Source organism: Fluviicola sp. (assembly GCF_029266855.1).
Taxonomy (GTDB): Bacteria; Bacteroidota; Bacteroidia; order Flavobacteriales_D; family Crocinitomicaceae; genus Fluviicola.
The window spans coordinates 60117-85549 of record NZ_JAQSWB010000003.1 but is presented as its reverse complement, the minus strand read 5'-3'; the positions used below and the strand labels follow the sequence as shown (position 1 = coordinate 85549).

Here is a 25433-nt window from a genome sequence, read left to right as displayed (position 1 = left end):
GAATACTTCCCGAACTTACTTAGAGATTGTTGTTCTTAAGACAATTTGTCCGTTCACCGGCAATCCTGCAGATTTTCCAAGGTAATAATCCGTATGGAAAGGTCTCAGGATATCAGCATTAAACTTAGCTCCGACAGCAAAGCGGGAAGAGAAATTATAATAGTACTGGAACCCGAATTCCATAGTCAATGAGTTGGAATGCTCTACTTTACCTGTAAATGAATTTTCACGCTGAAGAACCTGGTTCTCCGTAATCCTTTCCTTTCCGTGAATAAAGAGCTGAACTCCCGGAGTTACTGCAAAAGCAAACTCCGAACGTCTGAAAACATAACCGAATTTCAGCGGTATTTCCAATGAATAAAGCTGTTTTACGGAAACTGTTCTGACAATATTCTGAGAGAAATTGGTTTCCCGGTATTCCAATCCCCCGAATCCTTCAAGGCGTGCCTGCAAACCAAAACTTACAAAGGCATTATCGATCCTTTTTGTATAACCGCCACCCAACACAGCACCACCGACTGCATTTCTTTTCTGACCGGGTGATAAATAAGGAGACTGGCCAATTGTCGGACCTAACTCCAAATACCACTGATTCGATTCATTCGAGGTTTTCTTAGGTAATGCGGCAATTTCTTCGTGAATGATGCGTTCGTTTCGAGGTTCCAGGCGAATGGAGTCCAAATCAGCACTCAATGATCCCTGAACTGACGGAGCATCCAGGATTTGCGGTTCATCCATAACAGAAAGAATCTTAGCAGGTTCTGTGTCCTTCTTAAAATCAGATCTGGCATTATTGGAGTGATTACTTCTTTCCGCATGGAAATAGGTTTTCACGCTTTTATGAGATGTTTTAGCAGAACTAGATTGCAGATCAGCAGCAATGACGGTTTGAGTTTTGAGTGTACGAACTTCCTCATGTTGTCTTTCATTCTGGTTCAGCGTGAATTTGACATCCGGGTTTGAACCAGTTTCATGCTGTTTCTCATTTTCTCCAAGAATGTCAACCTGTGGCGTTTTGGAAGGGTAGAATAAAATAATGGAAAACACAATAGCAGTAGCTGCAACCGGAATCCAATAAAATCCTCGTTTCTTTTTTTTCTCAGCAGGAAGCATTGCTTCCATTTCAGACCAGAATTCAGGGACAAAAAGAGACTCTTGTCCTTCAGAGGCATGTGCATCTCTGAACAACTGATCTAGCTCTTCGTCGCTAATATGTCGGTCCGAATATCTCATATTACAAAGCGTTTTTCATATCTGTTTTCCATCAATTCGAGTCTTTCTCGCAGCAATTTCCGTGCAGTTGAAAGATGCCATTTTGATGTTCCCTCCGAAATCTCGAGTAAATCTCCGATTTCTTTGTGGTTATATCCGTCAATCACATACAATGTAAAAACATGTGCAGAAATTGGCGGAATGGTTTTAAGCAGGTCTAAAATTTCCTGGTAATTCAATTCCAGCGCACCTAAATTCTCAACTTTCTCTGCCGAATTGGCCAGTTCTGCTTCTGTTTCCCTGGCTATTATTACCTGGTTGTGGTTTTTATTTTTCCGGTATTCATCGATTAAGGTGTTTACAATGATCCGTTTTGCCCAGGCAGCAAAGTTCAATTCGTCCAAATCAACATTCTGCAATCCGTTCACAATCTTCAAAAACCCATTATTCAATGCATGTCTGGCATCCTCGTGATTTGCATAGTAGCGCATGCACAGGCGGATAAACTGCCTGTAGCAATACTCATAGAGTACTTTTTGAGCACGTCTATCATTCTCAGCGGACCCCAACAATATCTGTTTGGTTACTTGCATTTACTTGGGTTCAAAATTGTTCATTAACAAGTCAAAATGTTTGAAGTTGAATCTTGCTTTTTACACATAACGTCATATCTTTACGATTGGTTGGAAATTACGTAAAAATGTTAACACTGAACCTTATTCGGCATGCGAAAACGCAGCAGATATCACCTACAGGGAATGATTATGATCGTGAGCTGCTTGCCAAAGGTATCTCTCAGGCAAACGTACTTGGCAACTATTTACAAACACATCACATTTCCCTGGGGAAAGTTGTTTGTTCCAGTGCTGTAAGAACTCAGCAAACCAAATCGATCATTTGCCAGCATCTTACCGAACGGTGCAATTCCGAACTCACAAAAGAACTCTACGATGCTTCGCACTATGAAATGATCCGGGTTATTACGGATCACGGAAAGAATGAACCGATTGTAACTCTTGTCGGACATAACGAAGGAATCTCACAACTTGCCAGTTATCTTTCCGGAGAAATTATTCCGCTCCGCACTTCAGAAATGGTGTCATTGGCCATTCCTTTTGAATCGTGGGATTATTTAAGCGAAGGAATAGCAGCTGTTATTTTTCAGTATCGTCCTGAGGTTTTTCTTCCTCATCCTGTGGTTTCTTAGCTGGGTTTATGTGATATATAATCTGAACTGGCGGATGTGAACCCTGCTGGTTTTCCTGCTCCCTGTACAATTGTTCCAAATACTGCCTGTGTGCAATTTCTTCCTGGTTCCTTCTCCACATTCCTTCCAAATCGGGAGGTTCAATACCCAGTTCTTTTTCAACTTCGTACTGATATTTCGGACTTACGGGTCCATGCTTTCTAAATGCAATTGCCAAACCGACTCCTACGATAAATCCACCGAAATGTCCTTCCCAGGAAATGGACGGCTCAGTCGGGAAAATACCCCAGATCATACTTCCGTAAACAAAGATGATTGCCAGTGAAATTCCCTGCAGGGCTCTGACTCTTCTAAAGAATCCGGAAATAAACAAAAAGCCGAAGAGCGCATATATAACCCCGCTCATCCCGATATGATAGGCACCATTATCCTGTGCAACCCACCAAACGATCAAACCAGTACCGAACCAGGAGATCAGGAACACCTTAAGTGCAACTTCCCGGTAATAATAAATGACGGCAGCAAGCAGCAAATAAGTCGGAAGTGAATTATTCAAAATATGTTTCACACTATAGGGATCATGCAATAATGGCATGAAAAACAGTCCTTTCCAACTGCTCCAATGCCTCGGACGAATCCCCCATTGGATAAAATCACTCGCTCCGGAAGTCTTTTCCAGAAGCCATATTGCCCAGCAAACAAGCAATAAAAGCAAGGGGTATATGAGCGCTTCCGCGGACCTTCCCGAAAATTGTTTCATTTGATTCACACCCACTTCCCTCAACAACTAGTCCGAATAATTTATCCTGTCAAATTGACAGAACAAACCGGGATTAATTTTTATCTTAGAGAATATGAACAAACAAATTTCGATTTCACTTCCATTATGCCTGGGCAAACTCTTATTGATATGCCTGTTTCCTCTCACATCACACGCACAAGACAATCATTACTGGAATGACCAATTCGGAATAAAAGCAACTGCTTTAGGCGGAGCAGCTGTTGGCGGTTTAGATGATTACTCAATGGTCTATTACAATGCTGCTGCCATGGCACTGGTAGGAAAAAGAGCGCTTTCCTTTTCCGTAAATGCCTACCAGATCAGAAAATTCAAGCAGCAAAACGCTCTTGGCCCGGAACAGGATCTTCATAGTACGGAGTTTTCAGTGGTTCCTAATATGATAGCGGGGATTATGATCCCGAAAAAATTCCCGAAATGGCATGTCGGGTATATGCTCTTATCCAAAAATGTTCACAACAGCAAATTGAATTCATTTCATTCGGCACAATACGATGCAATTGATCTTCCCGGCCAGGAAGATTTTGTTTCCACTTATGCCCAGGAAATCCGCAATATCGAATATTCCGTGGGATTTGGAATTTCCTATGATGCAACTCCCCACTTATCTTTCGGGTTAACACACATGGGAATATTTAAGAGTGTCAAGTATTACAATGATTACTCTGTTACGGTACTTCCCCAGGACACTTCTTCTTCCCAGGACACCCGGTTTTCATCCAATATTTCATTTAATTACTGGGATGTAAAGGCCATGTTTAAACCTTCCGTCTTACTTCATTACCCGAAGTTCCGGCTGGGTTTTGCAGCAACGCTTCCAACATTTAACATCGTGGGAAGAGGTACTTTTTTCAGGGAATTCTCTACGGTAAACCTGGATGGAGAGGGCCTTCTTCCTTTTGATATTTCAATTGCATCAAAATCAACACGAACAAAGGTCAGACATAAAAATCCGGCTTCATTCAGTTTAGGGGTCAGCGCACAAATAAGTGAAAACGTGTGGCTGCATGCTTCGGCTGAAACCTTTCTCAAACAAAATTATTACCTGATTCACGATGACCCGACGGAAGCTCAGCATTACCCGGAGTTTATTACTGATTCCGTGATCGTCGCATTATTTGGCGGCCAAAAATTCCTTTCTTACGGCGAAGCATCAAGACCTGTCACGAATATCGGAATCGGAGTCGAAATCCAGGTTTCCAAAAAAGCAGGGATTCAATTCGGCGCTCATACGGATTTTAACTACAACCGATACCCGGTTTTCACATTTACGAGGCAAAACATTCAATCCTCTCAATACAACCGAATGGTATTCGCTTTGGGCGGGAACCTGGACCTGAAAGGTGGAAAACGCGCTTCCATAGTCATGGAATTTGGTTTTGCGCTCCCGAAAACAACCAATTACACAGTTGATTTCACGACTCCGAATGCAGCCCGAAACGGACTAACGGGTGATCACGGGCCAGGAGTGAAAACAGAGGCTTACTCCTATCGTTTGATGATCGAACTGACTTTAGGGAAACTATTGGAAGAAGACAACTGATTGAGAATTCCGAATTGACTGTTCCCGGATTCATTGCATTCACACTTTTGAGAATCAGAAGAATGAAGGTTTAAGGATATTAGAAATTCGGCTTATTCACCGAAAGCTTAAAAATATAATGAAGGATCCGCTTGCCAGCCAAAGCCAGAATGTACGGTCTACAAAAGCCATTATTCTCAGTTTGTGCTCTTTCATGATTTCTGCTCGTGTTTTATTTCCACAAAGCTAATTCATGTCTTTTTCCAAGGGATTAAGCACCCGTGAATCATTTATTAAATCCACACAAGCTAAAATGCAGTCCGGATACTTTCTCTTGGTTTTTTATTCGTACAGTTCCTCACTTTGATTTACCAGCTCCATTGTTTCTGCTGAAAAACCACCTTCAAGGGTATCAAAATCACCTTCGATCATTGTTTCCTTCCCTGTTTTCAAGTGAATGATACGGATTCCGATTTCATTTTCATTGCCCACAGCTTCGGCAATATATGTTTTATAAATAAGGTACCGGTATCCCTTGTTTATAAAGGATAAATAATCCAGCGACATTCCCAGGTTCTCTAATCCGCCCGGACGGAAGTAAGCCGAGTAATCAAACTTCTTAAAACTCGAAGAATCCGGTTTTACCGGATACTGCAATTCAACTTTGGGCTTGCTTCCAAAGCGGTAAACAAGGTATTTATTGTCCCTATCCCTGCAAATAAACAACTGCTTATTCTTTTTGGTTTTAAAACTCAATACCAGCACTTCATTGGGCAGGATAAAAGGACTTGCCTCCTGGACTCGAGCGGAAGATTCAATTGAATCCTCTGTTCTGATCTCATCGACCGTTTCGAATGACACCGTTTCAACTGCATCTGTTTCCGGGGAACTGCAGGCGACCATTGCAAATAACAAACATGTGCTCCAAGCTTTCATAATAGAAAATTAATCCTGGTTGAACTTAAGGACAATTGAGCAGCCTATCAAAACGGTTCAGTAAAAATCAAGTCGCCATCCTCTCTGCCGGAGTCTGATACTCGTCAGCCCCGATAGCTATCGGGACATCAGACCTCGTTCCTCCTTCAAAGGAGGAGGCCAGATAAACAACTATTTCTCTTTCCAGGAATCCAGCACCTGGTTCAGTACTCCGGCCTTTTTAGCGATACAGACGGTATTGGGAATGTCTTTGTAATGAACAATTCCAGTTTCACCAAAGCGGATAATAGCAACTGCAGATGGAATATGAAAGGTTTCTCCGGTACTGATCAGCCTTCCTTTCGTGAAAAACTCGACAGTAGCAACCTCTTCGCTGTGGTAGGTTTTTGCCATAATCTCTTCTATGCGGATGAGGTTTGTCATCGAATCTGCCGCAACATTTTCAAAATGCTTTTTGATCTCAGGTAATCCTTTGTGAACAATTCCGCCATCTGCCATGAATGGGATTTCCAAAACTGCATTTTCTTCGAAACACTTAATGAATCTGTCGTATTCACGGTCCTGCAATGATTCTGCAAGCTCAGTAATAATCTCATTTCTTCTGATCTCAGTCATACTCTTCGTTTTTGGTGTTCTCTAATTTACGAAAGGCGAAATTGAAATCGGCAACAAATATGTGAAGAAATGGTAAATAAGAAATGTTTTTTGAGTTCATCGCGCTAGTGCCTGATCACATTCAGAACCGGGGAAGCATTTACACTTACCAATAAAATTTCACCTGTTGAACTGGTTCAATATACGTCAAATGCAGTATTTCAAAGTCATTCCAGGAGGGCTACTTTTGCTTTATCTTAAATAAAACCGAAGTACTATGGCAAGAACAATTACTTATTCGATCATTATACTAATTGCAGCATTTAGCCAGGTATCCAATGCCCAGGTATTGGATGCAGGAAGGGAACATTCGCTGTATTTGTGTGAAGACTCCATCCCCAGAAGCTGGGGAAAAGCTACAAGCGGACCACTGGGTTTAGGCATAACTTCCAGCAAAGCAATCCCTACCAGTATTCCGGATCTCGGGCAAATTATTGCTGTTTCTGCAGGAAATCATTTTTCTCTTTTCCTAAAGGCTGACGGTACCGTATGGGCAACAGGACTGAATAACAAAGGACAATTGGGCATGGGCAACACCACTACGTTGCAGGAGCCCGCTCAAATTCCTTCACTGAGTAATGTGATTGCAATCTCCGGAGGTGTTGAATTTTCTCTTTTCCTGAAAGGCGACGGAACCGTTTGGGCTTGCGGACTCAATAATGCCGGGCAACTTGGCAACGGAACTAACTCGGATGAATTGACCCCGATACAGATCCCCGGATTAAGCAATGTAACAGCAATTGCTGCTGGTGGAGCGCATTCTTTATTCCTGCTAAACGACGGAACGGTGAAAGCCTGCGGATTAAACCTGGAAGGACAGCTTGGAACCGGAGCAACCAGCTTAGGAAGTAACGTTCCCCTTGATGTCATCTCACTGACAGGAATTAGCAAAATTGACGCAGGGTGGTCTTACTCCCTTTTCCTCAAAAACGATGGAACTGTTTGGGCTTGCGGGAGTAATGACAGCGGTCAACTGGGAATCGGGAATACGACCGATCAAAGTACTCCTTTGATGATCCCTTCCCTTTCCGGAATTGCGCAAATTTCATCCGGACCACTGAGCGGTCATTCGCTTTTCCTGAAAAATGATGGATCGGTTTGGATGAGCGGAAGCAATGCCTGCGGGCAATTCGGGTTGGGAAATAACACCGGGTCTTCCACTCCGATTCAAAATCCAGGACTGACAAATATCGTACACCTTGCAGCAGGAGAATGTTATTCCCTTTTTGTGAAAGACGATGGCACAGGGCTGGCAGCCGGAGGAAATGCTTCCGGAGGACAACTGGGTATCGGAAACTTTAATAATTCGACCAGTTTAGCTGCAATGGCCAATCTGTGTCCGCCACCTGTAACCACAGGAATGGAAGAAAATACAACAGACGCTTTCAGCATTTACCCGAATCCCTCAAGCGGTTCATTTTACATCAAAGCTGCGATTGATGCACAATTTGAATTGACAGATCTCTCCGGACGAATCATTCTTTCACAGTCAATCACGCAAGGTGAAACATGGATCAATATAGCAGAAAGGCATAAGGGAGCTTACTTCTACCGGTTGATCGGAAGAAATGATTCGTTTAAAAGCGGGAAACTGCTTATTGAATAATTTGACCTCATCGATTAACAGATAAGTCGGGCAGCACGGATTTTTCCACGGGCGCACGAATCACCTGGAAAGCTTTCGTTTTCCGGGTGATCAGCTTGATTAGTGCTGCTGTACCGGGTACAAAAATTTAAATGCATTCATAACGGCCTGGTGCATGATCGAAGCGTGATTCTCCATCGGTAAATAGTCGAAAAACACGTTTACTTTTTTACTCTTTGTTCCCCTTAGTTTGTCAGCCAACAGATTGGCATCGACCTCCATTACACGCGGAATTTCGGTTGGTGTCAGCCCCTCTTTTCCTACAGCGATATAAACAGCTGTTTCCCGGGTAAAACTCTCTGTGAGGATTGCGGAGGATTGCTCCAGAAGCGAACCGTTGTCCCACCACAAACTCGGGCTGATAATGATGTATTTGTTAAAAAGTGAAGGTTTCTTCAGGAGCACTTCTGTTGCGAACAGTCCGCCCAATGACTGACCGATAATCATATTATCCCCGTTTCCACGATAGTTCGATTCAATGTATGGTTGCAATTCTTTTTCAATGAAAGCCATGAATTTATCGGAATGCCCCGCTGTTGGAAGTGCTATTTTAGCTTTGATAGTACTCGGAAAGGTAAAGTCTCTTTTCCGGTCCACATTTGCAATGCCCACTACAATAGACTTTGGCAACTGGTTGACCCATTCAAAATTACAGAACTGTACAAGTCCGGCAACATGTATAAAATCTTCATCTGCCGAACCGTCGAGCAGGTAAATTACCGGGTATTTAATAGAATCATTTTGATCGTAACCTTCCGGGAGATAGATGTTCACCGTTCTTTTTTCTGCAAGTTCCTTTGACTGAATCTCATCAATTAAGCCCAACACAAAAGGTTTGCTTGTAGTTTTTGGGGATTTACTTTTCTGTGCAAAAGTGATTAAAGCCGAAAGAGTGAAGGTTAAAAGTATCGCGATCTTTTTCATTTTCCGTTTATTCTGAGTTGATACAAATATCCGCTTTTCTCCGGTTTGAAGACAGTAAAAAATCAAATTCAGAAGGTTTGAGGAACTAATGTCAGCGATTATATTTTTTACTCCCTATTTCTATTTACTACTTCCTTGATTCCACCTTTTGTTCTAATGATACAAATGCAGGTACCAAAGTCGTCCAGGATAAATTCAATGGTCCGATCATTATTGTCGGCTCTGAAAAATTTTGTTTTGGATTCAGGAAGGAGCTCCATTTCCACACTATTATAGTATAGTTTCCCGTTAATTTTTAATATCTCTGTTTCCCCATACTTCCCCGCATAGTTATCATATGCTGCAGTATCTGCTTTCGTCTGAGAATGGGTGTATGGCAGTTCAAAATCTTTTTGAAAAGCAATTCCAGAAAGTCCGTAAGCAATAATATAGGATTGAGATTCATTGTTAGACAAGACGGTTACAAAAAGTTTGTCATCGGTAAAGCGGTTAAAAGAAGTCATGGTTCCCAAAAACCCACCGTCATGGGCAACCAATTGATGTCCGTGATTATAAAAGGGGTTGATCACAAAGCCATATCCCCAGTTTTCGTCGTTATGTGAAGTAAACATCCCTTTCTTCGTTTCTTCCGATAAGATCGTAGTTCCATAAAGCGCATTGTCCCACAGAGCCAGATCTTCCACAGTAGAATAAACACCGTCGTGACCAATGTTAAATCCCCAATTAATGTAAGGGTTGTGAATAAATCCTGTTTCCGTTCGACAATAAACTTTCGCTTTTTTTGAGATGATCGAATCGTTATTGCTGACACCCGTATGCTTCATTCCGGCTTTCTCAAAAATGTTTTCCCTTAAAAAAACGGCATACTTCTCACCTGAAACTTTTTCAATAATCCGTCCTAATAAGTAATAGCCAATATTACTGTATGCGCTTTTGATTCCAGGTGAAAATTCATAAGGCATCCTTTTTATTTCGGAATAAGCAGAATCCGGGCTAACAGTACTTAATGCCAGTTCTTTAAAACCCATTGCCAATCCTGAAGAATGTGATAATAACATGTGGATGGTAACACTATCTGCTTTTGGATAATCCGGGAAAAATTTACTTAAACGATCATTAAGCGACAGTTTTCCTCTTTCCACTAATAGGAGAATTGCTGCAGCCGTAAACTGTTTTGTTACCGAAGCCAGTTGGAATTTAGTGTCTATTGTGTTCTTGATATTCCATTCGCGATCTGCCAAACCATATGATTTCTTCAATAAAACCGAACCGTTTTTTGTAACAAGGACCGTCCCGCTGAAATGATTGACTTCAACTTGCGCCTGCATATATTTTGCAAGATTCGTTGGTATCTCTTTTTGCCCGAAAATTAAAATTGGGAACAGCATCGTTGTTATTATCAGCTTCATTCTTATTTGATCTTAGAATTAAGCTGCAATGGTACTGTTTAATAAAATTCCAGCATTGTATTTTTGTAAACCCACTATACAAATATCCATTTTATCTCACCGTTTTCAAGTCTTGCTATTTTTGAAAAGAAGGCTTTTGGTGTAAAGCCGGTCAGTTTTTTAAAATCCCGGATCATGTGTGACTGGTCAAAATAATCCAGATTATAAGATAAGCCTGCTTCGTTTTCAATATGACTTTCAACAGCAGCCCGGAATCTGATTATTTTTTTGAATTGAGAAGGTGTTTTACAAATATGTCTGTCAAAATGTTTGTTTATTGTTGTGCGCGACCGCCCGGTTTTATGAGCTAATTTCGTCATCGATTGATTCAAGTTGCCTGAATCCATCATTTCGGAGAGCACTTCCTCCAACAGGGGATCTTCAAAAGGCTTCAATTTTGAAATCCAGTAACTTTCTATCTTCCCGATTCTTTCATCCCGGTTTTTAATTGACAGAATAGCCGCCATGGAATCCTTATAATCATCGTGTGGATTAAAATCAGGGAAAGTCCCTTCGGAATAATAGCTCAAATCATGATTAATAAATCCATTTATTCCAAGAGGTTTGAAATACGTAGTAATTTCATTAATCCTGCCTTCATATTTCACCAGGACCGGTTCATTGAAATCGCTCACTAGATTGGTTTCAATCGCATTGGAAGGGCAGGATTTGACGGTTATTTTGTTTTCACTTTCCAAAGTTTTGCTTTGTTCACTAATGGTAACAATGGTATAAATGCTGGGAAAGGTAAAATAAGTCGCAGGTTTTTCTTCAGAAGTTTGTTCGAGAATATAAAAACACTCAATATATTTTTTCAGCAGGGGGTTTGTTGGCCTGAATATTTTTATTGTCATAAAGTGAATATACAAAAAAGCCCGAATTTCTTTGGGCCTTGGGGTATGGAGAAGAGTGGACGGAAATCCAAATCTATCTTATTGATAAAGCAAGGGTCAAGTATGGTTACTCCCACTATCAAGTATGGATAAAGCATAGAAGAAAGTGCGATAGCACTTGAAGACGAAGGTAACTTCAACAGAAGTTATAACCTGAGGTACCCCACCTCGACCGTAGCGTCAATGGTAGTAGTTTTCGGGTACTTTATATGGAATAAAACAGAAAAACTTCGTGCTCCTTGTGTGCTTTGTGGTTAAATATATGTGTATTATGTCCTCAACCGAACTATCCCTTTGGGTAATGGTTGCGCCATACTTTAAGTTAGAAATTTATCCGAAATAAGAAATAGCGGTTTCTGAATTTTTGATTGCACAAGAAAAACCCAGTTAGTGGTTTCGATTCTATCCGAAGCAGACTTCCTTCGTCAGTCGCTACGGACCTCATCACCACAAAATAACCACGAAGTGAAAAAGCCACCCCTAAGGATGGCTTTCTACTTCTGTGGTTGTGGTGATGGAGGGAATCGAACCCCCGACACAAGGATTTTCAGTCCTTTGCTCTACCAACTGAGCTACATCACCATCCTCAATTGTGGGGGCAAAGATAGTAATAGAATTCATTCCTCCTAAAAAAAAGTGAAAATTTTTCTAAATCAATCCTATCTTTGTCACTGATGGAACAGGGAAATAAATCAATTGTAGTGGATGCCGGAAATACCCGGATCAAGGTTGGTTTATTCCAAGATTCTAATTTACAAGAAGTTCATGCTTTTTCAAATGATGAACTGGACAAGCTCAAATCTTATTTGCTGAAGCACAAAAATAATCCCGGAATTATCAGCTCGGTTCGCTCGGATAAGAACACCAAATGGATCAAAGGACTCCTGCCGAACTCCATTTTATTCAGCCAGTCACTTCCCATTCCTTTAACCAATAACTACGAATCTCCGCAGACACTCGGGATCGACCGCCTGGCAAATGCCATTGCAGCAGCAAATATTTCCGATAAAAATGCGTTAATCATCGATATTGGAACCTGTATTAAGTATGATTTTGTCCGTTACCCGAAGATTTACGAAGGTGGAAGCATTTCGCCGGGAATTGAACTTCGTTATCGATCGATGAACCAGTTCACAGGAAAATTGCCCCTGATCGAAGATCGGATCCAGGGTCCGTTCATTGGAAAGAACACACTCGACGCCATGCGAAGCGGCGTAATGAACGGAATGCATTTGGAAATGGTCGGTTTTATCGAAGAATATCGGAGACTTTACCCCGAATTAACAATTTTTCTCACCGGTGGTGACAGTCAATATTTTGAATTAGGCAATAAATATGGCATATTTGCCGACGAGAATTTAACCTTAAAAGGATTATTAATAGCACTCTTACATGCTCAAACAACTCTTTCTTCTAGTATTTAGTACTATTTCGTGTTCCGCTATGTGGGCACAAACCACTTCATCATCACCTTATAGTACTGCAGGTATTGGCGAAGAAGGAGCCCTTCCTGAAGCTCAATACGGCGGAATGGGAAATATTTCCAGCATTGTTTTTGATTCAACACTGATCAATACATACAATCCTTCCAGTTACTCTTTAATGTCCTTCGGGCAGCCCCTGTTTTCAGTCGGAGTTGCATCCAGGTTCTCAACTTATTCCAACGATCAGGGAAGTTTTAAAGGAAAAACCACCGGAATTTCAAATATTACCATGGCAATTCCTATCGGGAACCGTTTTGGAATCGGGCTTGGATTAAAACCATTTACTCGTAAAGGATACAACTTAAGTCAGCGATCTTATGCTTACGATGATTCTACCACTTTCAATTACCAGGGTTACGGATCAACGAACTTACTTTTTGTCGGCCTGGCTTATTCAATTATTAAAACAGATAAGACTTATTTAAGCGTCGGTTTTAACCTGGGGTATTTATTCGGATCGGTAACAAATCAGCGAAGCAGTGTATTTGACGCGAACAGTCCGGCAGGTGGTGTCGACTTAACGACCTATCGCATGAAGGCATTCCATTACTCATTCGGAGCAAGTTACCAGCGCTTTTTAGATATTGACAAACGCAAACAGTTGTTTTTATCTGCGGTATACACACCACAGATTTCCATGAACTCCTATAGGGATTACTCACTGTACTATGCAACTGATGTAAACAATCAGCTTTCTTACACAGATACGATCAGTTATATCGAAGACAACCAGGGGAAAATTGTTTTTCCAAGCAAGCAAACATTTGGTGCAGGTTATTCCTTTACACCCAATACCACGAAAAACAACGACCGCATGAAATACCAATTGGGTGTTTTTGCAGAAGTTAACTTGATGCAATGGGAAGCATATACGGAACAATTCGACACCCATGCAAGTGCTGCATTCTCCAATACATTCAGTTCTAAAGTCGCTTTGCAGTTCATTCCGAATATTGATGCAACAAAAAAATCAAAGGGTATTAAATACTTCTCCAAAGTCAAATACAGAATCGGAGGTCAATACGGATTGTTGCCAAACTCCATGAACGGAAGACAATTAAAAACTACCATGGTCACTGCAGGTCTTGGCTTCCCTTTCCTTGGTCAGAAAACAAACTCATCTCTCAATATCAGCTTCCAGTACGGTTCCAGCGGAACAGGAAATGCTGCTGATTTGAAAGAACGATTCTATTCCATCAACTTTGGAGTTATTATTGCTCCTTCTTCTTACGAAAAGTGGTTCAAAAAGTATAAACTGGATTAAATGAAGCACCGACAAACATTGTTTCAACTTTGCTTAGCATGCGTAATAGTGTTTGGTTCTTGTGTGAATGATATCGATAAGATCAAGCAGATCACATTCAAATCAACGGATCCGGAGCAAAAAACAGAAGAATTGTATGTCCTTCAAACCGAAGGCGGTTTTCCCCAGTTCAAATTATATGCTCCCCTTGCTGAGGCTTATTCAAAACCAGAACAGGTAACCAAATTTAAAGAAGGAATAAAAGTCGAATTCTTTGATGATGGCGGAAACCCGGAATCTATTTTAACAGGTCTTTACGGTGAGATCAACGAAACGAAAGGAACTATGCGCGTCCTGGATTCTGTTGAGCTGTATAATCCTGCAAGAAAACAAACCCTGTACACGGAAGCCCTTTACTGGGATCAAAAAGATAGTCTTATCTTTACGGACAAAATGGTCATGATCAAAAGCCCCACGGAACTGATTTATGGAAAAGGCATTCGTGCCAAACAAGATTTTTCCTATTATGAGTTTTTGGAACCTCAGGGCCGTATTTCAATTAAAAAATAAGAGCCAGCAACGGCTGGTGATAAAAAACAAGCATTAGTGCAGTTTTAAAAATAAAACGCTGCTTTTGATATAAGTGATTTTCAGATCACAAACTATTCGGAAGTGTGCCATAAATTAAAATAAAAGACATGAAAATTTATAATCGCATTATGGAGCTCTTTTGGCTGTCAGTGGGAATTATCATCATCATAATGGTTACGGTTATGTGCCTGAAAGAAAGTTTCAGCAGCTGGGCCGTTTACTATGTTTTTGCTTTAATGGCATTGGGAACATACTTCCTGAGACGTTTTATGAGAAAGCGCATGGAAAAACACCAGGCTTTTTTGAACAATCAAAAACAGAAATAACCGTTCAAACTCAAAGTTTGGACTTTCAACTAATTTTCAGCTGATTAGCACTCAAATCTCCTTATTTTCGTTTCACCAATATACTCCAGGTTAAATGAAGCTTTTGAAGGTTTTTCAACTTTTACTTTTTATCTGTTTACCTGCCCTCACATTTTCACAATGGAATTTGAGCGGGAAGATCGTGGATGAAAAAAAGCTTCCTATTCCCTACGCAAACGTTTACATCAAGAACAACCCGGATCTGCGCACTCAAACGGATGAAAACGGAAAATACTCCCTTCAGCTTTTTGACGGAGAGTACTTCATTATCGTTAGCATGCCCGGATATGAAGAACGCGAAACCTATGTAGTCATTGCCAACAAAGGCGCCGTAAAAGATATCCAGCTTTTCCCGATAAAGATCAAAGAACTGGAAGGGGCAGAAGTATCCGTTAAGCGCGGAAATCCCGGCAGGGAAATCATGCTGGAGGTTGTTAAAAAAAGAGACCAAATAAATCCCTGGGCGTACCCTCATTCCACGGATGTTTATATCAAAGCCACAGAATCGATCGCCCGGAAGGAAAAAGAAAAGGAGTCGGACGAAAAGAACGACCGGCAGGAGAGCGATCCCTTTGAAGAAGAGAAACGGAGAATGGCCAAACTGGCGGGAAATATGAATATTGTGGAAATCCAGGTTACGCGCAATTACTCCCCTCCCAATAAGGTAAAAGAGATCCGCAATGCATACGAACTTCGCGGAGAAGATAAAACGCTTTATTATACCACCACAGTAAAATCCAACTTCAACTTTTTCGAAAACCTGCTTTACCTGGAAGATCTTCACAGCACCCCTGTGATGAGCCCGATCTCCGGTCCGGGAATTTTGTCTTATCGCTACCGGCTGGAAGCCCAATATGAAGAAAACGGGAGAAAGATCAATAAGATCCGGATCATTCCGAGGATGAGTTCTACTTCCACGCTTAGCGGCTACATTTACGTGATTGATTCCTTATGGCTGGTTCAAAAATTGGATCTGACCATGGAAAAGGGGAATCTGTTTATGTATGATTACTTTTCCATTCACCAGGAATTTGATCTTCCGGGAGATTCCATGTGCGTGCTAAAAGAACAGGTTCTGGATTACGGTGTGAAATACAAAAATCAGGCTTCAACCTGTAAAACAACTGCTCAGTTTACGAATTACAACTTTAAACCAAACTTCCCGCCCAGATTTTTCAACAATGAATTAGCAGTCACAACCGAAGAGGCTTATGAGCGTGACTCCAGCTTCTGGAAAGAACAGCGCGCCGTTGCTCTGACGGCAGAAGAACAGCGTTTCATTATCGTGAGAGACAGTATTCACGATGCATTGAACCGGAAAGAATACCTGGATTCAATCGACAAGGTCTTTAACAAAGTCACATTCCTGAAAGTAGTCTGGTTTGGAGTAGAGCACCGGAATAGGCCGAAAAAAGTGCAATGGGGAATCAATTCACTGGCTGCCACGGCCAGACCTTTATATCCGGCAGGTCCGCGTGTTGCACCGGGATTCAATTATTTCAAGAAATGGAACGATCAGCGCACTCTGGATGTCTACGGGGAAATTTCCTATGGTTTTCTAAATCACGACATCAAGGGAAGTATCAATTCGAATTACCTCTACGATCCTTTTAAACAGGCCCGCTGGAAGCTGGCATTTGACCATGAATTCGATGCCATCGTTTCATATGATGCCATAACACAGATCTATAAGCGGAGTAATTTCATTGAAGCCACCTCACTCAATGTCGGGCAAAGCCAGGAATACATCAACGGATTGTATATTGATTTCACTGCAGAATTTTGCGAACGAAGGTCCATTGCCGGTTACAAATCCTTGAAAATTTTCGACGACTTCATCCCGAATGACCAGTATCAACCCTTCATCGGCTACCAGGCTTTACTCGCGGATGTAACCATTACTTACACTCCCGGGCAAAAATACATGCGCGAACCTCATCGAAAAGTGGTATTGGGTTCCAAATGGCCTTCTGTGTATGCTTATTATGAACGTGGAATTCCGAAACTATTCGGCAGTGATGTGGACCACGAATACGGATTGCTTGGAATCTACCAGAACTTTCAATTGGGAACCTTCGGAACCTCTTCCTACCACGTCAAATCCGGGAAATTCTTAAGTTCGAAAAACCTGAAAGACGCCGATTTCAAATACCAGCGAAGAAGTGATCCTTTTTGGTTCTCCAATCCACTGTATTCGTTCCAGGACCAGGATTCGTCTTTGCCATCCAGGGATTACTTCATTGAAGCCCATTTCATCCATCACGACAACGGTTCCATCATAAACAAAATTCCGTTCATGAAAAAAACCGGGATCGGGCTGGTCTTTGGTTTCGGAGCATTATACGTAGCCGAATACAATTGGAAACACTACGAAGTTTTAGGCGGAATTGAGCGGAATTTCAAGTTTTCAAAAAGACGGCTTCGAATTGGCCTTTACGGGGTTTTCTCGGACGGAAACAACATCCCTCCCAGATGGACCGGGAAAATTTCCTTTGCCATACTCGATGACCGGAATATGAAGTTTAACTTTTAAGAAAATCAGTTTATTTATTCCCGCGGATTCCGCAGATTATTTTCTATACAAACCGGTACTATCCACAATTATATCTGCGACTTCTGCGCAATCAGCGTGAGAATATCATCCAGCCCATCTAAATTTTAGTACATTTCTTTCAATTCCTTTTCAAAATCAAATCTACTGCTTATCTTTGCCGCAGATCTTTGATATAACTTATGAAGAAAGGTGGAGGGACAGGCCCTGTGAAACCTTGGCAACCTGCCGGCTCAATTACGATTGGGAAGGAGAAGGTGCCAAATCCGATCCATCAGCCACGGCTGAAGGAAAAGATAAGTATACCAGTAGTTTTTTTTTAAACTACTTCCCCTACTTCATAGTTTGTAAAGAATAAACAAAGCTATGAAAGACATCAAGCAATTACTAAACGAACGTATTCTCATCCTCGACGGAGCTATGGGAACAATGATCCAGCGTTATCAGTTGGAAGAAGAAGACTTCCGCAAAGGTTGGTTTGAAGATCACCCTTATAAATTAAAGGGAGATAATGATCTGCTCGTATTGACACGTCCGGATATCATCAAAGAAATTCACGCACAATATTTAGAGGCCGGTGCCGACATTATTGAAACCAATACATTTGGTGCAACAACTGTAGCACAAGCAGATTACCACCTGGAAAAAGCTGTTTACGACATCAATTATCACGGAGCAAAAATAGCACGTGAAGTATGCGATGAGTTCACTGCAAAAGAACCGCATAAACCGCGTTTCGTTGCCGGTTCAATGGGTCCGACTACCAAATTGGCATCCATGTCACCGGATGTGAATGATCCCGGATTCAGAGCAATTACTTTCAATGAATTGGTTGTCGCATTTAAAGAGCAAGCAACAGGATTAATGGACGGTGGAGCTGATTTTCTTTTGGTGGAAACTATCACAGACACTCTGAATTCAAAAGCAGCGATGTTTGCTATCGATCAATTGAGTGAAGAACGCGGAATTGAGATTCCAATTATGATCTCCGGTACAATTACCGATCAGAGCGGACGCACTTTAACCGGTCAGACAACAGAAGCATTCTTGGTTTCAGTTTCTCATATGCCACTTTTAAGTATCGGACTGAATTGTGCTTTGGGTGCAGATGCCATGAGACCATACCTGCAAGTTCTGGCAAACGAGGCTCCTTTTGCAATCAGTGCTCACCCGAATGCAGGCTTACCAAACGAGTTCGGTCAATACGATGAAAGTCCTGAAATGATGGGTGCTCAGATTGAAGAATTCCTCCAGGAAGGATTGATTAATATTATCGGCGGTTGCTGTGGAACAACTCCGGATCACATCCGAAAAATGGCTGAAATTGCCTCGAAATATTCACCGCGAAAAATCAGCGAAACAGCAAAGGCATGAACTATTTACGCTTATCGGGCTTAGAAGCCATCACCATCACACCTGAAAGTAACTTCACTAATATCGGTGAACGAACCAATGTAACCGGATCACGTGCCTTCCTGCGCATGATCAAAGACAATGATTACGAAGCAGCATTATCCGTTGCTCGTGAACAAGTGGAAGGAGGTGCCCAGGTGATCGATATCAATATGGATGAAGGAATGATCGATGGTAAAGAAGCCATGGTGAAATTCTTAAATCTCATTGCTGCAGAACCCGATATTTCAAGAGTTCCGATCATGGTCGACAGTTCCAAATGGGAAATTATCGAAGCCGGATTGCAATGCATACAAGGAAAAGGGATAGTGAATTCCATTTCCCTCAAGGAAGGCGAAGAGAACTTCATCAACCAGGCGAAACTGATCAAGCGTTACGGAGCTGCAACTGTCGTAATGGCTTTTGATGAAAGAGGCCAGGCAGACAGTTATGAAAGACGAATTGAAATCTGTGAGCGCTCATACCGGATTTTGGTGGACAAAGTCAAATTCGCACCTGAAGATATTATTTTCGACCCCAATATTTTCCCGGTAGCAACGGGAATGGAAGAACACAACAACAATGCTTTGGATTTCTTCCGGGCAACCAAATGGATTCGGGAAAATCTTCCCGGAGCACATGTTTCGGGCGGAGTTTCAAACGTTTCATTCTCCTTTCGCGGGAATAATCCTGTTCGTGAAGCGATGCATTCGGCATTTTTATACCATGCAATCAAACACGGAATGGACATGGGAATCGTGAATCCTTCCATGCTGGAGGTTTACGACGATATTGACAAGCAATTACTGGAACATGTAGAAGATGTGCTTTTGAACCGGAGAGACGATGCTACCGAACGATTGCTGGATTTTGCAGAAAGTTTCAAAGGAGAAGACAAGAAAAAAGAAGTTTCCCAGGAATGGAGAAGTGCACCTGTGAATGAACGTTTAGCTCATGCCCTGGTAAAAGGAATTGTAGACTACATTGACGAAGACACAGAAGAATGCAGGCATCAATTCGAACGGCCCATCCAGGTAATTGAAGGCCCCTTAATGGATGGAATGAATATCGTAGGAGATTTGTTCGGAAGCGGAAAAATGTTCCTGCCGCAGGTTGTGAAATCTGCACGTGTTATGAAAAAAGCAGTAGCTTATCTCCTGCCTTTCATCGATGCCCAAAAAGACGGAAAATCAAGTTCTGCCGGAAAAGTAATCATGGCAACCGTAAAAGGAGATGTACATGATATCGGGAAAAACATTGTTTCGGTAGTTCTAAGCTGTAACAACTACGAGATCGTAGATTTGGGTGTAATGGTCCCGGCTGAGAGAATCATTCAGGCAGCAATTGACGAAAAAGCAGATGTGATCGGGTTGAGCGGGTTAATCACTCCTTCCCTTGATGAAATGGTTCACATGGCGAAAGAAATGGAGCGCGCGAATCTTTCAATTCCCCTGTTAATTGGCGGAGCAACTACCTCCAAAGTACATACTGCGGTTAAGATCGAACAAAATTATCATAAAGGACAAACGGTCCATGTACTGGATGCTTCCCGTTCTGTAACGGTAGTAGAGCAATTATTGGGACATAAGAAAGATCAGTTCGTAAAAGATATCCAGGCGGATTATGCCCGGGTGCGCGAACATCACGAAAAACACCGGGGAGCAAAACAAGTACTAAGTTATGCCGACGCTTTAAAAAACAAACTGGTCCTGGAATTTAATTCCGAAACCATTAAAAAACCCAATCAGCTGGGCGTTCAGGTCATTGAACAACAGGATCTGGCACAACTGGTTCCTTATATCGATTGGACTCCTTTCTTCCAAACCTGGGAATTACACGGAAAGTTCCCACGGATCTTAACAGATGAAGTAGTCGGAAAAGAAGCTACGCAACTTTATGAAGATGCGCGGGCAATGCTGGACCAGATTGTTGAAGAGAAATGGCTCACCGCTAAAGCTGCATTTGGTATTTTCCCTGCAAACAGTATCGATGACGATATCGAAATTTACTCCGATGAGCAGCGAACTTCCGTACTTGGAATTCAGCACTCGTTACGCCAGCAAACAAAAAAGGCACAGGGACAACCCAATCTTTCTCTTGCTGATTTCATCGCTCCGAAAGCAAGCGGTTTGATCGATTACGTCGGGGCTTTCGTTGTAACTGCGGGTCATGGAATTGATGAACACGTGAAGCGTTTTGAAGCAGATCACGACGATTACAATTCGATTATGATTAAAGCACTTGCCGATCGCCTTGCTGAAGCATTTGCTGAATTTTTGCATGCAAAAGTAAGAAGAGAAACATGGGGATATGCCAACGATGAAGCATTGGATAACGATGCCCTGATTGCTGAAAAATACACAGGAATCCGCCCGGCTCCCGGCTACCCTGCCTGTCCGGATCATACCGAGAAACCCAACCTGTTCAACCTGTTGAATGCCGAGGAATTAAGCGGAGTTTCTCTTACGGAAACCCTGGCTATGTGGCCTGCTGCATCTGTATCAGGGTGGTATTTTGCTCATCCGAATTCAAAATATTTCGGACTGGGTAAAATAACTGTCGATCAGGCAGATAACCTTGCTGGTCGAAAAAAGATGGATTTAAATGAAATGAAACGCTGGTTGTCAAGCAACCTTATAGATTAATTTCGCATCTTTACAAGGAAGATTAACGTTTTAATTGCTTAATTGTTAACAAATTAACAGTTAAGCATAGTTAATCTCACAATTTGTGAACCTTGAAACTCAACTAAGATGCGTATACTACTCTTATGCTTGTTAATTTCCTCTTTTGGATTTTCTCAAACTCCCCCAACTGCTCAATTCACTGCATCGCCATTAATAGTTTGTCTGGAACAAAGTATTCATTTTACCAATCAATCTACAGCGGGTAGTTCACCCATAACATCCTATGCCTGGGATTTCGGGGACGGAAATGCCTCTACGTCACAAAATCCCGATCATACTTACAGTGCTCCGGGGACTTACACTGTGACGCTTACGGTTCAAGCTTCAAACGGACAGGCAGATTTCGAGTTAAAGGCAGCCTATGTTAAAGTAAATCCGAAACCTGTAGCGAATTTCACCACTACAGCAAACGGCTGCAGTCTTCCGGTTAGTGTAAATTTCGGCAATACCACAACGGGCGGCGTTTCATACAACTGGAACTTTGGAAACAGCCAGACCTCTGCCCTCCAAAACCCTGCTGCTGTCAATTATACCACTGCAGGAACTTATAATGTATCATTGATTGCAACCAACAGTTTCGGTTGTAAGGATACCATGATCAAGCCGATTGTTATTTCTAATTTTCAAGCCGGAATAAGCGCACCTGTAACTGCCTGTCAAAACACTCCGGTATCAATAACAAACAATTCTACTGTAGGTTCAAATTCATGGACCTGGTCTTTCCCGGGAGGCTCACCTGCCAACTCAAGTTCTCAAAATAATACGGTCGTTTATTCTACTCCCGGAACCTATACTATTAGCCTTACGGCCCAAAACACAAGCTTGGGTTGTTCCGGATCCACAACCAAGCAAATAACCATTTTGCCTACTCCCGTTCCCTCATTTACTGCAAATCCAACGACTGGCTGTGCACCCCAGGGTGTCACTTTCACAAACACAAGCCCTGCAGGAACAAATTTCCAGTGGACTTTCGGAGACGGCACAACATTTAACGGGCAAAATCCACCTCTACATACTTATCAAAACAACGGATCTTATACGGTAACGCTGACCATGACCGGAGCAAACGGGTGTCCGGGCTCCGTTAGCTTAAATGCCGTTACACTTACTCCTCCTGTTGCAGGATTCACAAGCACAGATACGGCGGGATGTGAGCCTTTAACAGTAACATTCACCGATACTTCATCGGCAAGTATTCCTATCACCAACTGGTTATGGACATTTGGAGACGGAACAACATTCGTGGGACAAAATCCACCACCACACACTTATCCGTTAGGAGTTTACGATGTCACACTTACCATCACCACCCAAACCGGGTGCCAGGGAACCGTGACCATTCCGGCATATATTGAAGTCGGGAAAGTGGATCTCGTTAATTTCACCCTTGATGAAACACCTGAGTGTGCCAAAAGAACCGTTCATTTCCACAATCAATCCGTTGTATTGACACCACATACTTCCGATGAGGTAACTTATCATTGGGATTTCGGAGACGGGGGTACTTCAGAATTGGAAAACCCCGACTATTCCTATTCCCAGGATACCGGTTATTTTGACGTGACTTTGATCGTAACTTTCAGAGGATGCAGTGATACTTTGACGATCCAGGATGCTGTTTATATCAAGGCACCGATCAGTTTGTTTTCTCCGGCTCAGACCCTTTATTGTAATCCGGCCAGTTTACCGGTAAATGTTGTTGTGAATGATCAATCCATTATAGGAAAAATTCCGGATGATTGTTTAATGATCTGGCGCTGGGGAGACGGAGCGAATACCACTTTTGACGATCCGGTCTTTGATGATGCGGATCTGGGAACTACCTCCCATAATTATGCGGCTTACGGTACTTATACCATTAAGCAGGTCATTTACAACTATACGACCGGCTGCTCGGACAGTACTACCCAAACTATTCATATCTCTACTACCACAGCAGATATTGCCGGCGTTTCCAACGACAGTGTTTGCGTGAATTCGTCCTTTTCATTTTTAGACAACTCTACTTCCTCCCATCCTTTCGGAACTTATTCCTGGAATATGGGGAACGGTCAGACCGTTACAGGTCCAAATCCGAGTTATGCTTATCCAAGTTTCGGAACTTATACTATCACTTTAACCGCAACGAATAGTGTGGGATGTGCAGATGATGACACATTTAGCCCAATGATTGCATTAGCCCTTCCGTTGGCCGAGATCACACCAAACGACAATGCGGGCTGCGCCCCTTTTCTGGTCACTTTCAGTAATGGTTCGAGTTTGCAGAACAATGGAGTTAATTTAGCATCCTTTCTCTTTACCTTTAATGATGACAATACAACTCAAACGACTACTAATGTCGGAACAACTGTAAACCATACGTACAATACCGAAGGAACATTTACGGCCACTATTGTAGCTACTGATCAATTCGGCTGTGTTTCCGCACCGGCAAGCACATCCGTTTCAATTACCAAACCGACAGCATTATTCACAATAGACTCTGTTGTTTGTAACCTGGAAAATGTAAGCACGGTAAATGCTTCTTCCGGATTGGCCCCATTAAGCTATCAATGGATCGTTGACGGCTCCCAAGTGAGTACCGGAACAGATTATGCACATTCCTACAGTGAAAGTTTAAATAATTCCACTTCGAACTTTACTCATGGCTACGTGCTGATCGTTACCGACGCCAACGGCTGTAAGGACACTTTATCAGATTTACTGACGATCTCCACACCGGTTGCAATTCCCCTGTATTCTTTCAGCGGAGCTGCCACAAATTCCAATGGAGATTATTTATGTCCGCCGGTTTTCGCTACTTTGACGGATTCTTCGCTTTCCTACGGAAACATTGCAAACTACAGCTGGATCTTCGGAGACGGAAAAACTTCCGTTCTTGAAAACCCAAACAATACTTACGTATTCCCCGGAACTTACAGTTTAACCCTATCAATCACCGATGAATTCGGCTGTACATCAGATACAACATACGTTGATTATCTGACCATTTTCGGACCAGTAGCAAATCCTTCCTGGACACAGGATCTGAATGGCTGCGGTCAGGACGTTAATTTCACCATCGGAGCTACAAATTTCCTGGAAACGATTGTATGGAATCCCGGAGACGGCACAAGCATAAATGATTCGACAAGTTTCACACATACGTATCAGGATGTTACCACCTACTATCCGACTTTAACAGTTACCGACAGCAATGATTGTGAGGTAGTTTATCCGATGGATTCTATTACCATTCCGGATATCGGATTGAACGCTTATTTTGTTGTGAACCCAACAACGATAGATTTAGGTACAACGGTTGAATTAGATGATCAGTCATCTAGTGTAAATGGTATTTCCAGCTGGACATGGGATATGAATCCAAACCCGCAGATAACGAACAATTCGGGATCTTCGGTTTATACCAATTATTACACTCCGGGATCCTACACAGTGACACTTACAATTGAAGATCCGAATGGCTGTTTTGATACTTACACAACTGTTATAAATGTTGTGGGAGATTTTGAAATGCCGAACATCATTACTCCAAACGGAGATGGAACGAACGAATACTTCTCTTTCAAATACGACATTTTTAAGTCGTTTGACATCGTTATTCTCAATCGATGGGGAAATGTAGTGCACGAAGGTAAAAACGTCACAGGATCCATTTTCTGGGATGGAAAAACAAAAGCAGGAGATCCGTGCAGCGAAGGAGTATACTTCTACAAGCTCAACGGCATTCTGAAAGACAACAATTCAATCCAAAAATCCGGATTTGTTGAATTATTCCGATAAACTTAGTTAATAGTTGATTCTTTAGAGTAGAATCGGGTGAAAAACAAAAAGCGGTCATTGCTGACCGCTTTTCGTTAACCTAACCTAACCACTATTC

The 25433-nt window shown here is 42.1% G+C and carries 19 protein-coding genes, 1 tRNA gene and 1 riboswitch; of the genes, 11 read left to right on the top strand and 9 right to left on the bottom strand.

The genetic code is table 11. From position 1 onward, the window contains the following. Nucleotides 1-15: 15 nt before the first annotated feature. Together K0S23_RS08960 and K0S23_RS08955 are read right to left on the bottom strand one after the other, a co-directional pair. Complete coding sequence (locus K0S23_RS08960) at nt 16-1233, bottom strand: outer membrane beta-barrel protein (RefSeq protein WP_300356341.1); 1218 nt, start codon at nt 1231-1233, stop codon at nt 16-18. Beyond that, complete coding sequence (locus K0S23_RS08955) at nt 1230-1805, bottom strand: RNA polymerase sigma factor (RefSeq protein ID WP_300356339.1); 576 nt, start codon at nt 1803-1805, stop codon at nt 1230-1232. The genes K0S23_RS08960 and K0S23_RS08955 overlap by 4 nt, the downstream gene beginning before the upstream one ends. A gap of 107 nt (nt 1806-1912) precedes the next feature. Between K0S23_RS08955 and K0S23_RS08950 the strand changes: the two genes are divergently transcribed. Further along, complete coding sequence (locus K0S23_RS08950; RefSeq protein WP_300356337.1) at nt 1913-2419, top strand: histidine phosphatase family protein; 507 nt, start codon at nt 1913-1915, stop codon at nt 2417-2419. Here K0S23_RS08950 and K0S23_RS08945 read toward each other — a convergent pair. Further along, nucleotides 2367-3179 (bottom strand): rhomboid family intramembrane serine protease, encoded by an 813-nt coding sequence (locus tag K0S23_RS08945; RefSeq protein ID WP_300356335.1) that lies wholly within the window; start codon nt 3177-3179, stop codon nt 2367-2369. The genes K0S23_RS08950 and K0S23_RS08945 overlap by 53 nt on opposite strands. Before the next feature lie 94 nt (nt 3180-3273). Here K0S23_RS08945 and K0S23_RS08940 point away from each other — a divergent pair, with 94 nt between their 5' ends. Then, the gene (locus K0S23_RS08940) at nt 3274-4761 is read left to right on the top strand and encodes a hypothetical protein (protein ID WP_300356333.1); all 1488 of its coding nucleotides are present in this window, start codon (nt 3274-3276) and stop codon (nt 4759-4761) included. A 321-nt stretch (nt 4762-5082) separates the two neighbouring features. Here the strand turns inward: K0S23_RS08940 and K0S23_RS08935 are convergent, their stop codons facing one another. Further along, entirely contained in the window at nt 5083-5676 is a 594-nt protein-coding gene (locus K0S23_RS08935) for a hypothetical protein (protein WP_300356331.1), read from the bottom strand. Nucleotides 5677-5847: 171 nt separating this feature from the next. Further along, on the bottom strand, nt 5848-6291 hold the full coding sequence (locus K0S23_RS08930; protein ID WP_300356329.1) for a nuclear transport factor 2 family protein: 444 nt from the start codon (nt 6289-6291) through the stop codon (nt 5848-5850). Between the two features lie 256 nt (nt 6292-6547). Between K0S23_RS08930 and K0S23_RS08925 the strand changes: the two genes are divergently transcribed. Next, nucleotides 6548-7936 (top strand): T9SS type A sorting domain-containing protein, encoded by a 1389-nt coding sequence (locus K0S23_RS08925; RefSeq protein ID WP_300356327.1) that lies wholly within the window; start codon nt 6548-6550, stop codon nt 7934-7936. Between the two features lie 99 nt (nt 7937-8035). On the opposite strand, the gene K0S23_RS08920 is transcribed toward K0S23_RS08925, so the two are convergent. The 4 genes from K0S23_RS08920 to K0S23_RS08905 all read right to left on the bottom strand — a co-directional run bounded on the left by K0S23_RS08920 (nt 8036) and on the right by K0S23_RS08905 (nt 11822). Beyond that, a complete protein-coding gene (locus K0S23_RS08920) occupies nt 8036-8899 on the bottom strand; it encodes an alpha/beta hydrolase-fold protein (RefSeq protein ID WP_300356325.1) in 864 nt (287 codons plus the stop codon). 107 nt (nt 8900-9006) lie between these two features. Next, nucleotides 9007-10308 (bottom strand): serine hydrolase, encoded by a 1302-nt coding sequence (locus tag K0S23_RS08915; protein ID WP_300356323.1) that lies wholly within the window; start codon nt 10306-10308, stop codon nt 9007-9009. Between the two features lie 74 nt (nt 10309-10382). Continuing rightward, the gene (locus K0S23_RS08910; RefSeq protein WP_300356321.1) at nt 10383-11201 is read right to left on the bottom strand and encodes an AraC family transcriptional regulator; all 819 of its coding nucleotides are present in this window, start codon (nt 11199-11201) and stop codon (nt 10383-10385) included. 548 nt (nt 11202-11749) lie between these two features. Then, nucleotides 11750-11822: transfer RNA gene (locus K0S23_RS08905), tRNA-Phe, on the bottom strand. Nucleotides 11823-11914: 92 nt separating this feature from the next. Here K0S23_RS08905 and K0S23_RS08900 point away from each other — a divergent pair. From K0S23_RS08900 to K0S23_RS08865, 8 genes are all read left to right on the top strand, one after another. Next, nucleotides 11915-12664: a type III pantothenate kinase gene (locus K0S23_RS08900; protein WP_300356319.1), complete on the top strand. Its 750-nt coding sequence runs from the start codon at nt 11915-11917 to the stop codon at nt 12662-12664. Then, nucleotides 12633-13988: a hypothetical protein gene (locus tag K0S23_RS08895; RefSeq protein WP_300356317.1), complete on the top strand. Its 1356-nt coding sequence runs from the start codon at nt 12633-12635 to the stop codon at nt 13986-13988. The genes K0S23_RS08900 and K0S23_RS08895 overlap by 32 nt, the downstream gene beginning before the upstream one ends. Next, nucleotides 13989-14537: an LPS export ABC transporter periplasmic protein LptC gene (gene lptC, locus K0S23_RS08890; RefSeq protein WP_300356315.1), complete on the top strand. Its 549-nt coding sequence runs from the start codon at nt 13989-13991 to the stop codon at nt 14535-14537. Nucleotides 14538-14665: 128 nt separating this feature from the next. Continuing rightward, complete coding sequence (locus K0S23_RS08885; RefSeq protein WP_300356313.1) at nt 14666-14884, top strand: hypothetical protein; 219 nt, start codon at nt 14666-14668, stop codon at nt 14882-14884. Nucleotides 14885-14978: 94 nt separating this feature from the next. Beyond that, nucleotides 14979-17456, top strand: a complete 2478-nt coding sequence (locus K0S23_RS08880) for a DUF5686 family protein (RefSeq protein ID WP_300356311.1) — start codon at nt 14979-14981, stop codon at nt 17454-17456. 195 nt (nt 17457-17651) lie between these two features. Next, nucleotides 17652-17777: riboswitch (SAM riboswitch) on the top strand. A gap of 63 nt (nt 17778-17840) precedes the next feature. Then, complete coding sequence (locus tag K0S23_RS08875; RefSeq protein WP_300356310.1) at nt 17841-18848, top strand: homocysteine S-methyltransferase family protein; 1008 nt, start codon at nt 17841-17843, stop codon at nt 18846-18848. Next, nucleotides 18845-21511, top strand: a complete 2667-nt coding sequence (metH, locus tag K0S23_RS08870) for a methionine synthase (protein ID WP_300356308.1) — start codon at nt 18845-18847, stop codon at nt 21509-21511. The genes K0S23_RS08875 and metH overlap by 4 nt, the downstream gene beginning before the upstream one ends. Nucleotides 21512-21619: 108 nt before the next feature. Next, nucleotides 21620-25336 (top strand): PKD domain-containing protein, encoded by a 3717-nt coding sequence (locus tag K0S23_RS08865; RefSeq protein ID WP_300356306.1) that lies wholly within the window; start codon nt 21620-21622, stop codon nt 25334-25336. The last annotated feature ends 97 nt before the right edge of the window (nt 25337-25433 follow it).